General features: G+C 53.8%; 10 protein-coding genes. 7 read left to right on the top strand and 3 right to left on the bottom strand.

What is annotated here, in order from left to right; translation table 11 throughout:
• The first annotated feature begins 288 nt into the window (after positions 1–288).
• The 7 genes from RY831_RS32155 to RY831_RS32125 all read left to right on the top strand — a co-directional run bounded on the left by RY831_RS32155 (position 289) and on the right by RY831_RS32125 (position 6,905).
• Positions 289–711 (top strand): hypothetical protein, encoded by a 423-nt coding sequence (locus RY831_RS32155; RefSeq protein WP_496196652.1) that lies wholly within the window; start codon positions 289–291, stop codon positions 709–711.
• The gene (locus RY831_RS32150) at positions 708–1,283 is read left to right on the top strand and encodes a hypothetical protein (RefSeq protein WP_326510373.1); all 576 of its coding nucleotides are present in this window, start codon (positions 708–710) and stop codon (positions 1,281–1,283) included. The genes RY831_RS32155 and RY831_RS32150 overlap by 4 nt, the downstream gene beginning before the upstream one ends.
• Before the next feature lie 2 nt (positions 1,284–1,285).
• Entirely contained in the window at positions 1,286–2,407 is a 1,122-nt protein-coding gene (locus tag RY831_RS32145; protein WP_326510372.1) for an efflux RND transporter periplasmic adaptor subunit, read from the top strand.
• Between the two features lie 10 nt (positions 2,408–2,417).
• A complete protein-coding gene (locus RY831_RS32140) occupies positions 2,418–5,522 on the top strand; it encodes an efflux RND transporter permease subunit (protein WP_326510371.1) in 3,105 nt (1,034 codons plus the stop codon).
• A gap of 56 nt (positions 5,523–5,578) precedes the next feature.
• The gene (locus RY831_RS32135) at positions 5,579–5,947 is read left to right on the top strand and encodes a hypothetical protein (RefSeq protein ID WP_326510370.1); all 369 of its coding nucleotides are present in this window, start codon (positions 5,579–5,581) and stop codon (positions 5,945–5,947) included.
• A 74-nt stretch (positions 5,948–6,021) separates the two neighbouring features.
• Complete coding sequence (locus tag RY831_RS32130; protein WP_326510369.1) at positions 6,022–6,330, top strand: hypothetical protein; 309 nt, start codon at positions 6,022–6,024, stop codon at positions 6,328–6,330.
• Between the two features lie 62 nt (positions 6,331–6,392).
• Positions 6,393–6,905, top strand: a complete 513-nt coding sequence (locus RY831_RS32125) for a DUF2846 domain-containing protein (protein ID WP_326510368.1) — start codon at positions 6,393–6,395, stop codon at positions 6,903–6,905.
• Positions 6,906–7,788: 883 nt separating this feature from the next.
• Here the strand turns inward: RY831_RS32125 and RY831_RS32120 are convergent.
• The 3 genes from RY831_RS32120 to RY831_RS32110 form a co-directional block, all read right to left on the bottom strand.
• Complete coding sequence (locus tag RY831_RS32120) at positions 7,789–8,280, bottom strand: DUF4411 family protein (protein WP_326510367.1); 492 nt, start codon at positions 8,278–8,280, stop codon at positions 7,789–7,791.
• Positions 8,267–9,418 carry an ImmA/IrrE family metallo-endopeptidase gene (locus RY831_RS32115; protein WP_326510366.1) on the bottom strand — a complete coding sequence of 384 codons (1,152 nt, stop codon included), beginning with the start codon at positions 9,416–9,418 and terminating at the stop codon, positions 8,267–8,269. The genes RY831_RS32120 and RY831_RS32115 overlap by 14 nt, the downstream gene beginning before the upstream one ends.
• 255 nt (positions 9,419–9,673) lie before the next feature.
• A partial coding sequence (locus RY831_RS32110; RefSeq protein ID WP_326510365.1) for a site-specific integrase occupies positions 9,674–10,327 on the bottom strand: 654 nt, incomplete at its 5' end.

Genomic DNA, 10,327 nt, shown 5'->3' with positions numbered 1-10,327 from the left:
TTGGTTCTATCGACAGTACGCAATATCGATCAATGTTTAGACCCATGACTCCCGATTTCCAGACTTGAGCAGAGGTTCCCTAAGACAAAACTGCAAGACGCATTGGGGCGCTATCGGATTCTGACTGGCCAAGCAGACATTCCAGCGCTGGACCTTGAGCCCATTGCCACAACAATAGCCGAGCCTCATCCACGTATCTCAGCAGCCCGTACGGCCTTGCAGCGCTCGCAAGCTTCGCTTCAGGTGGTCAACAGCACACGAAGCGAGCCGCCTACGGTGGGAATATCCATGCGGCGCGAACAGGACAACTTTGCTAGTCCTACCAGTCGCAGCGTCGGCATTGCCGTGCAGATTCCATTCGGAACAGCAGCGCGTAATCGTCCTCTGGAGACGGCCGCCCGAACGCAAATTGAGACTGCAACTGCGGAAGCAGCCCAGGCCGACGCCATGTTAAAGGCGGATATTGAACTAGCACGACAGCAGCTGGAAGGAGCATCACAGGCTCTTGAAGCAGCTTCGGCCCGAGCCTCGCTGACTCGCCAACATACCGAGCTCATCGAAAAGGCGTTCAAAGCTGGCGAACGCGGCTTGGCTGAATTGCTTCGCTCCCAGGCGCTGTCACATGAAGCCGATGTCGCCGAACGTCAGCAAAAAGTCGCCGTAGGGCTGGCCCATGCTCGTCTGAATCAAGCACTAGGAATACTCCCATGAAACTCATCAACATTCTTTTCTTTTACTTCGCCATGACTTCCATGGCAATCGCAGCGCCTGGCGCGCACGGTCCGAATGGCGAACACCTCGATGCGCCTGGCGGCCACGTTCACAGTGACGCTGGCCCACGGATTGAAACCTTTACCGAGGCGTTCGAGCTGGTCGGTCATCTCCAAGGTGAAGAGCTGTCCATCCTCATTGACCGCTACGCGACCAATGAACCCGTACTGAATGGCAAGCTGGAAGTGGAATTCAACGGCATGAAAGCGCCGGCCAAGTTCCATGCCGACCATGGCGACTACGCAGTTGACGACGCAAAGTTTCTTGAGGCGCTTGCCAAACCGGGTAAGCATTCGCTCGTATTTACCCTTGCCGCTGGTGAGGAGAGCGACCTCCTCGAAGGAACAATGGAGGTCAAGAGTAGCGATGTTGAAAATGGAAAAGCGCACGAAGTCGGCCATGACCATGCGTTCTCCGTGAATTCATGGGTAATAGGTGCAATAGTTCCGTCTGTCCTGCTGCTGGGACTGGCAATCGTGATGATGCGCCGCAAACCGAAAGCAGGTAAATAAACATGTATACCAAAATTGCCAGTGTCATTATTTTCCTTTCCACTACAGGCTTAATGGCTGCAACATCCATTGCTGCTCCAGGCGCCCATGGCCCTAATGGCGAACACTTAGATGCGCCAGCAGGTGGTTCTGCTTCCGGGTTAGCTCGTCTACCCGATGGCAGCGTCAATGTGCCGAAACAAGCTCAACGTCGAATGGCTATCCGGACCGTGATGGTTCAGGAAGAAGAACATCCGCTAACTGTCGAATTGAATGGCCGGGTTGGCATAGACCCGAATGCCGGCGGGCGAGTACAAGCTCCATTTGCCGGACGTATTGAACCTGGTCCCAAGGGGCTTCCGATTGCCGGACAGCGTGTCGAAAAAGGCCAAGTGTTGGTGCAAGTCAGTCCTGTGGCTGGAGCCATCGAACGTGGTAATCAACAAGCCCAACTTGTCGAAATCCAGTCAAATCGCAAACTGGCCGAGCAACGGGTCAAACGACTTGAATCTCTTGAAGGGACCGTGCCTCAGAAGGAAATCGAAGCGGCGCGCTCGGAACTGGCCAGCCTTACCGGCCGTGAACGCGCAGTCTCCCGAAGCGTTGGCGGCAATGAAGCCATCACAGCCCCTGCGTCTGGTGTCATAGCGACTGCAAATGTCCTGAATGGTCAAATCGTCGAGGCACGGGACGTTTTGTTCGAGATTGTCGACCCCAACCGCATGGTTGTGGAAGCAGTCACGACAGACGTTGCCCTCGCTGGCCGTATCGGCAACGCGTCTCTGACAGGACATGAAGGTGTAGAACTGACCTATTTAGGTGGCGGACGCAGCTTGCGTGACGGCGCACTTCCCATCACGTTCCGGGCTAATGCTAAGAATGTTCCCTTGGCTGTTGGACAGCCGGTGACTGTTGTGGCCAAGCTGACCGATAAGGTCAAGGGCCTCGCCTTGCCGGCGGAAGCGGTGGTGCGGAACCAAAACAACGAGTCCATCGTATGGATTAAGTCGGGCGGCGAGCGTTTCATTGCTCAACCGGTCGAGTTCAAGTCACTGGACGCAAAAACCGTTGTGGTGGTCAAGGGACTCGCCCCCGAGAACCGGGTAGTGGTTTCCGGTACGTCCTTGATTAACCAAATTAGGTAGGAACGAACGCATGTTTAATTGGATAGTTCGTTTCAGCCTGAATAACAGGCTGTTCATTCTCGCTGCCGCAGTATTACTGGTGGTCTATGGGACGTTGATGGCAACCCGTACGCCGGTCGACGTATTTCCGGATTTGAACAAGCCGCTGGTCACCGTTCTGACAGAAGCTGGCGGCATGGCACCGGAAGAAGTCGAGCAGTTAGTGTCCTTTCCCATCGAAACCTCTTTGAACGGCATGCCGGGCGTGACCCGGGTGCGCTCGGTCTCCGGCGTTGGCCTGTCGATTGTCTATGCCGAGTTTGACTGGGGTACGGACATTTACCGGAATCGTCAGCTTGTCTCTGAGCGGCTGACTTTGGTCAAGGAGCAGCTTCCAGGCAACATCACGCCCATCATGGGACCGGTGTCGTCCATCATGGGCGAAATCATGCTAATTGCCTTGCCAATCGATGTGACGAAGGCCAACCCGATGCAGGCGCGTGAATACGCCGATTTCGTTCTCCGACCACGCTTGCTGTCCATCCCGGGCGTCTCCCAAGTCATCCCTATTGGCGGTGAAGTTCGCCAGCTGCGTGTTGAACCGGATACCGCCCGCATGGCCCAGTTCAATGTGACACTCGACCAGGTTGAGGCGTCGGTCAAAGGGTTCGCCGCCAACACCAGCGGTGGATTCATTGACCTCAACAGCCGGGAATACTTGATTCGCAATCTCGGTCGCACGAACAAATTGGACGATGTCAAAGGGCTGGCGGTTGCTTATCGCGGTGGTGCCCCGGTCCTGCTCGAGCAAGTGGCCACGGTTCGTTATGCCCCGGCCTTCAAGCGGGGCGACGCCGGCATGAATGGCAAGCCGGCGGTGATTGTCAGCGTACAAAAGCAACCTGCGGCCGATACCGTCAAGCTGACGCAGGAAATCGAAAACGCTCTTGGCGAACTCAAACAAGGCCTGCCGACCGGCTTGTCAGCTCCAGAGGTATTGTTCCGGCAGGCTGATTTCATCGAAGCCTCCATCAACAACGTCGTCGAAGCCCTGCGTGATGGCGCCATTCTGGTTGCCATCATCCTGTTCGCCTTCCTGCTCAACTTCCGAACCACGGCAATTTCGCTCATTGCCATCCCGTTGTCACTGGCGGTAACTGCAGTCGCGTTCCACTTGTTGGGCCAGTCCATCAATGTGATGACATTAGGCGGGCTTGCTATTGCTATTGGCGAACTGGTGGATGACGCAGTGGTCGACGTGGAGAACATCCTGCGGCGACTAAAGCAACGGCGCACCGACGAGAATGGACCTTCGGTGCTGGAAATCATCTGGCAAGCGTCAGTGGAAGTACGCTCGGGTATCGTCTATGCGACGGTCATCGTCGTCCTGGTATTCGTGCCGCTGTTCGCGCTTCCCGGAATTGAAGGTCGACTTTTCGCGCCGTTGGGTATTGCTTACATCGTTTCCATTCTGGCTTCGATGCTCGTTTCGATGACCGTGACGCCAGTTCTGTCGTATTTCCTCTTGCCGCATATGAAGCAACTGGGGCATGGGGACAGTCCGCTGGTGCGCCGCCTCAAGGCATGGGATACCAAGGCACTCGAATGGTCTTTCCCGCGCGCGAAGGTCATCCTGGCCATGGCTGGCATTGCAGTCATTGTCGCAGCGGCGTCCGTGCCGTTCTTCCCTCGTGCATTTCTGCCGCCGTTCAATGAAGGTTCATTGGTGATGGGCATGACCTTCACGCCAGGGACCTCGCTTGCGGAAGCAAACCGAATGGGTTCGTTGGCTGAGACTTTGGTCCAGGAAGTCCCCGAGGTGAAGAAGGTTGGCCGACGTACTGGTCGTGCGGAACTGGACGAGCATGCGGAAGGCGTCCATTCGGCGGAAATTGACGTTGACTTGAAGCGCTCTGACCGGGACCGGGAAGAAGTGATGGCGGACATCCGCTCACGCCTTGCCGTCATTCCGGCTTCGGTTGCAATTGGTCAGCCTATTTCCCATCGATTGGACCATCTGCTGTCCGGTGTGCGAGCCCAGATTGCCTTGAAAATCTACGGCGACGACATCGATACTTTGCGCGGCTTGGCCGAGAACCTTCGTGGTCGCTTGTCCAACGTCCAAGGGCTCGTCGATTTATCCGTCGAGCGGCAAGTGCTCATCCCGCAAATCAAGGTACGGGTCGACTATCGGAAAGCAGCTCAGTACGGGTTGACACCGGGTCAGATATTGACAGCGCTGCAAACCTTGTCCGAGGGCGCACGCGCAACTCAGGTAGTCGATGGGCCGCGTCGCTTTGACTTGATGGTGCGGCTGCCAGACCAAAGCCGTTCACCACAAGACCTCTCGCGGACAATGCTTGACAGCCCGGCGGGTCGTATCCCACTGTCTGCAGTCGCGTCAGTGGAAGAAGGCGATGGTCCGAACCAAATCGGCCGCGAGAATGGACGTCGACGCATTGTCGTGTATGCCAATACAGACGGCTCGGACATGTCCCGCGTAATTGCTGACGTACGCAAGGCTATCGCGGCAACGCCGCTTCCGGGAAGCTACTTTGTCAGTATCGAGGGACAGTTCCAGGCTCAGGAACAGGCGACAAGGCTGATTGTCGGCCTGTCGCTGATTTCCCTGGCGATGATTTTCCTTGTCCTGTACTCACGATACCGTTCCGGCATCCTGGCCTTGGTCATCATGGGAAATATTCCATTCGCGCTCATCGGTAGCGTCACCGCGATGTGGATTGCTGGCGTGTCTCTGTCAGTGGCGTCCATGGTTGGCTTCATTACCTTGGCAGGTATAGCGACACGTAATGGCATCCTGAAGGTCAGCCACTACATCAACCTTTGCAAGTTCGAAGGCGAGACGTTTGGCATGCCGATGATTATCCGAGGTTCACTTGAGCGGCTGACTCCAGTCCTGATGACAGCGCTGGTCGCGGCCTTCGCACTAGTTCCGCTGTTACTGGCAGCGGATGCGCCTGGCAAGGAAATCCTGCATCCGGTCGCAGTGGTTATTTTCGGTGGACTGGTGAGTTCAACGATTCTCGATTCGTTGCTGACACCACTGATTTTCTGGCTCGTTGGGCGCAAGCCGCTCGGAACAATCGTGGCAGGTGAGGCGAAGGAATCGTATTGAAAAATGGGCTGTTGCAGCGGCGCCCATATAGAGCCGCTGCCCATATGGAGAAAGCAATGAAGAAATTGATGGCCCTCGTGGCAATGACAATGGCACTTTCCGGCAACGTATTGGCACATGGTGACAAGCCCAAGCATGGTGGCGTCGTCAGCACCTCAAACGATATGAGCTTTGAGTTGGTCAACAAAGATGGCAAGGCGACCGTCTACGTCAATGACCATGGCAAACCCGTCGACACGACTGGTGCAACTGGGAAGTTGACGGTCTTGAACGGTACTGAGAAAACCGAAGTGTCGCTCGAGCCTGCTGGCAGCAATATTCTGGCGTCCAAGGACGATGCGAAGCTCGCAAAGGGAAGCAAGGCGATTGCTGCACTGACCTTTGCCGACAAGAAGACTGTCAACGTACGTTTTTCAGTCAAGTAAATAGGCAAACCCGTTCTCGGCACGAGATATCTCTTGCCGAGAACCCATGCGCATTTCTACATACCGGAGACAGTGTGGACACCAAGCAAAGACTTGACCATTTGGAGGTCAATATCGCGGGCCTCTACGACATGCTGGCAGGAGTCACGCAGGTCACGACCTACTTGGTCGACAACGTGCTTTCGGAAGAACAGCGACATGGATTAGTTGAATGGCTCGCTACCCGCGCTTCTGAGAGCGACGCTCCTGGCAGGGTGTTCTTCGCACAGCTTGGGGCCAATATTTCAGAGCAGGAGCGGTTCGTTCAGCTAATGCACATCGCCGGACGCGAGTTCATGGACGAGAAAGAAAAAGCGATTCGTGAAGGAAAACCGCTCCTATAGTCGTCTTTCATTTGAAGACAGTTGGGTGGTCCTGTTGTGGTTATAACTTTGATGGAGGCAAAATGCGCTTAGTCTTCGCAGTTGGCAGCGTAGCTTTACTGCTGAACCTCATTTATGTCCATGCCGAAGAAAAATACTTCGACTGCAAACGAATCACTCGCTGGACAGATTGCATCGCCGTGCCACTTGCCAGCATAGAGGAAGATAGGGATGCCAAATCTTTCTCAAAGCCAGCAAGCGAAACGGCGCATGTTTATATCGTTCGACCGTACACGCAGGAGCCAAAAGCGAAGTCGGAGGTCTATGTTGACGGCAAATTCATTGGCGTTCTAGGGCCGTTGACCTTTCTCTCCTTTGAAGTCCCCGCTGGTCGACACGCTGTCCGGGTAAGAACAGACCAGGAGGATGCTGACATTGAGCTAGAAGCTCATTCAGAACATAACCTCTTTGTGCAGTATCAACTGAATCAGTGGCTTGGTCGTATCACAGGGCAGACCAAACTCTTGAGTGATGAAGATGGCCAAGCAAAGGTCAATAAAGCCAAGAGAGCATTAAACGTGGCGACCCCGTCCTGATTAGTTGGAAATGATGCAATGGTGCAACTGCTACGCGTTCAGGCTAACTTTACATGCCCAATCAACGACAATTCCAACAGCGAGTAAGAATCTATACCGCCGTCCTCTTGGTATGCGCAGTCCTGTTCGCTCAATGGGTTGGGCTTGCACATCGTATCGAGCATTCCGCCTTCGGGCAGGACGATACCAAACTAGTTGGTAGGAATCGATAGCTGTCACCTAGGACCATAAGCGATGCCTGAAATAGCTCCTTATGGCCAATACTTTCCTTCGAATAGCCTTTGACGAATGGCAGAAACCTTGTGTAAAGCAACCCTTGCTCTTCTGCCAATTGCGTCTCAGATAAATCGTCGCTGCTTGACGTGATATCTTTCCTCGGTGGTTGCCTAGACCAAGTCATTGAATCGAATATTGGCAAATTTGCTTCATTGGCTACGGGAATTGACACTTTTCCTTCATAAAACCGGGCAGTTTTGCTTCACCGCACGGAAGCCGACGCGCGACGGCCGAGCTCGACCAAGCGCAAACGGCAGCTTGGGTCGATGAGAGGCCGTCAGTGCGCACCAGTGCGTTCCGATCTTCGAGAACCAATTAAACGTAACTGGAAGACAATCTCGGAGCTTGCAGAACAAGCTCATTTGGCAGCGCTGTACGGTCAAGCCTCTCCGGCTTGTCGGGAGGCCATTCTACGAGGAACGAGGCGCATTGCTGATGCTTAGAGCATCTTCAGGCGGTGTAGGCATCGACACGAGGCCGTGAGATTTAACATAAATATAATTATGCACAATTAAATCGCGCGCTATTTACTTGGCCGCTGATTTCCCATTGCTCGTGATGTTACGCCTCACACATTAAAAGAGATCAATATGCTCTTGACTCGAGACTAGCGAAACACCATACCTGACTTCTTTATATATTCTAGGAAGTTGATGCACTGAACCGTCACTTCAGGCATTGCGCATACGGCGGGAATCTTCCGCTTCTTCGGTAGATCTGGAACCTTTTGGCGGCTCTCGTCCGAAATTAAAGGGCGGCCAAATGACTTGGCAGAAGCAATAATTATTAGGTCGTTCTCGCCAACGCCTTTCGGATGAAAGTCATCATTCATAATGCCTAGAAGCCGCATCATTCGCCTCGCGTCCTGCAAAATTGCATTTTGAGGGATGATTTTGGTGATGCCGGCGCCGTTCAGCCATACTGCACATTCCGGGGAGTTGTCATCGACTTCGTCAAAAGCGACTGAGGCAATGATCAGGTATTGCTCTGCGATTTGAGTCGCGAGCCATTCCCATAGGCCAGGGAACTGGGCTATGGGGTAATTATCCCAGCCATAAATAATGGATGACGCGTCGATTACATACTCAGGTACCTGCATAGTACCTTTCAAGCTGATGCAGGTCGCTGACTTTTAGCCCATCGAGATACCTGGTAGCCCGATTCAACGTAATGTAGCCAGCGCTGAGGGAATCAAGTACGGTACGAACAAAGCGGTCACCGAAAATGTGCTTTGGCTCTCGATGTCGATATTCCCTCGAGCCCGATCCAGATTGTGGAATGTCGAGCTTAGAAATCCATGCACGATATGCTGCATAGTCCTCCTGGGGGAGACGGCCCACGTCCACCAGTCTGCGCAATATTACTTCTGCGCTTACCCCCCAAGCTTTTCGCTGTGGATCAAGCCAGCTACCGTATTGAGAGACTGTCTCGGGGCGGTCGCTTGGGTCTAGTGTTGCGAGTAGCCTGTCTGGGACCAGTAAGCACCCAGCAAATGCATTTGCGCTGCGTTCATGGACCGAGTGAGCATCGTGGAAATCGCCCTCATCGTCGATGGAACTCGACTTATGAAGAAGCAGATGCCCAAGCTCGTGCATGAGTGTGAAGGCCTGTTCAGCGTCTCTTCGCTGTTTCTTTACTACGATTACCGGGCATTCAGGGTGATATAGAGAGAAACCTAGAATCGCGCTTTCTTTGGCTATCTGCCATTTGCCGCCATAGCCGTTGCTGCGGAAGACTAGGATACCCTTGGCCTCGATAGCATCACGATATGTATCGAAGTCATTTCTATCGGATAGCCCAAGCCATTTCCGAGCGGTCTCGGCAGATGCCTTCGGATCACTGACAGGAAGGTCGGGATGGACGAACCTCGTTAGGCTGGTATTCTCAAGATCTTCGCGCAGGCTGATATACACATCGCGCTGTTTTTCTACCCGTTCAATCAGCGTGCGCATTTTCGCCGACATTTCGGGCTTTTGATTTGCAAGCGTACGGAACGCTGGCGTATGCACTCGCTCGACCTCTATTGGGCCCTCTTCAAGAAAGAACAGCACGCCACGACCAAAGTACTCTGCAATACTTTTCAGTTGATTGAAAGTTAATCCGCCTTGGCCAGACATAACTCGTTCGAATGTCGCTGGCGCGATGTTCAGTTCAGACGCAAGAAGGTCTGGCGTTATGCCAGTATCAGCACAACACCACGCAATTCGATCTCTATTTATACCTTCAATGCGCTCCATATTTTCATTATATAGGGGCTCTTGCCAAATTGCTTTTTTTCGAAATATTGTCTACACGAATCTTATTTGGCTTTGACATTGGCTGATGCTTTCCGCTTTGCCAAGCTTTACGAGCTTCGCGACCAGTTTCGCGCGAAAGTTCGACGCACAATTTGCATCTACGTACGGTGAAGCGAAATTGCCCTGTTTTATGAAGGAAAACTGACAATCCCCATCGCCAATGAAGGAAATCTGCCAATCATTTGGCGTAACACCTTATTCTTTCAGGGTTTTATCGTTGCTCAGTTGGGACTGGAGTCGGTAATTGGCAAAAGGGTCGGCAGCATCGACATAGCGCATGGCCGACTGCACGTCACGCCAGCCCACGTATTCCATCAGGGTCTTCATGTCCCAGCCGTTCGACGATGCCCAAGTGGCGAACCCGCGGCGTAGCGAATGCCCGCTGTACAGGTCAGCCGAGGCGATTCCAGCATTGGTCAGCATGCTTCTCAGCAATGGAATCACGCTATCGATACAGAGCGGGTTCTGGCTCACATGGCCCCAACGATCAATGGCCCGAAATACCGGGCCTTCGCTGAGCTGTGACACGCTAACCCAATCCAGATAAGCGTCCACCGGGCACAGGCTAGACAATGCGGGTGCCTTGAAGGTGGTCCCCTGGTAGGTTCGGTCGCCCTTAGTCTGCGGGAAGTAGCAAGTCATGCCTTGTCCTGCCACCGCCTGCACATGTTCAATACGCAGGCGAGTCAATTCGTCGCCCCGGAATCCACGCCAGAAGCCGAGTAGCAAGAGCGCCTTGTCCCGCCGATGGCGCAGTTCCAGGCGACGGCTGCCTTCCTCCTGCGATTTCGCAATGGCGGCATCGAGCCACTGACTAACCTGATTTAACTGGTCCAACTGCAAAGGCTT

It is taken from the genome of Noviherbaspirillum album (genome assembly GCF_035916955.1).
Lineage (GTDB): Bacteria > Pseudomonadota > Gammaproteobacteria > Burkholderiales > Burkholderiaceae_D > Noviherbaspirillum > Noviherbaspirillum album.
Note: the sequence above shows the minus strand (reverse complement) of the source record. Positions and strands in the feature narration are given on the sequence as shown.

Coding starts and splice junctions, on each gene's coding strand:
- RY831_RS32155 (WP_496196652.1), top strand. CDS start 289: ATGCGGCGCGAACAGGACAACTTTGCTAGTCCTACCAGTCGCAGCGTC.
- RY831_RS32150 (WP_326510373.1), top strand. CDS start 708: ATGAAACTCATCAACATTCTTTTCTTTTACTTCGCCATGACTTCCATG.
- RY831_RS32145 (WP_326510372.1), top strand. CDS start 1,286: ATGTATACCAAAATTGCCAGTGTCATTATTTTCCTTTCCACTACAGGC.
- RY831_RS32140 (WP_326510371.1), top strand. CDS start 2,418: ATGTTTAATTGGATAGTTCGTTTCAGCCTGAATAACAGGCTGTTCATT.
- RY831_RS32135 (WP_326510370.1), top strand. CDS start 5,579: ATGAAGAAATTGATGGCCCTCGTGGCAATGACAATGGCACTTTCCGGC.
- RY831_RS32125 (WP_326510368.1), top strand. CDS start 6,393: ATGCGCTTAGTCTTCGCAGTTGGCAGCGTAGCTTTACTGCTGAACCTC.
- RY831_RS32120 (WP_326510367.1), bottom strand. CDS start 8,280: ATGCAGGTACCTGAGTATGTAATCGACGCGTCATCCATTATTTATGGC.
- RY831_RS32115 (WP_326510366.1), bottom strand. CDS start 9,418: ATGGAGCGCATTGAAGGTATAAATAGAGATCGAATTGCGTGGTGTTGT.